Origin of the sequence: Psychromonas aquatilis, from assembly GCF_038155185.1 — a bacterium.
In the GTDB taxonomy this organism is placed as follows: Bacteria; Pseudomonadota; Gammaproteobacteria; order Enterobacterales; family Psychromonadaceae; genus Psychromonas; species Psychromonas aquatilis.
Map to the genome: position 1 here is coordinate 1 of NZ_JBAKAZ010000452.1, position 210 is coordinate 210.

General features: G+C 42.4%; 1 pseudogene. It reads right to left on the reverse strand.

The window, feature by feature from the left end:
* A pseudogene (gene rpsF, locus V6256_RS16135) lies at positions 1–208 on the reverse strand (30S ribosomal protein S6); the annotation flags it as partial.
* Between the last annotated feature and the right edge of the window lie 2 nt (positions 209–210).

The window sequence follows — 210 nt, forward strand, 5'->3', positions numbered from 1 at the left end:
TGATCATGTTGCGGATCACTGCATCTTTGAAACGGAAAGCTGTTTCCATGTCATCGATTTCTGATTGCTCTGCTTCAATATTCATAAGAACTTAGTGTGCTTTGTGTAGTTTGTTGATTGGGTAAGCCAGTTGACGACGGCGCCAGTCTTCTAGACGATGAACAGTACCAGCAGCTTCAGTAATAGAAGTTGTGTAACGTTCGATCATAC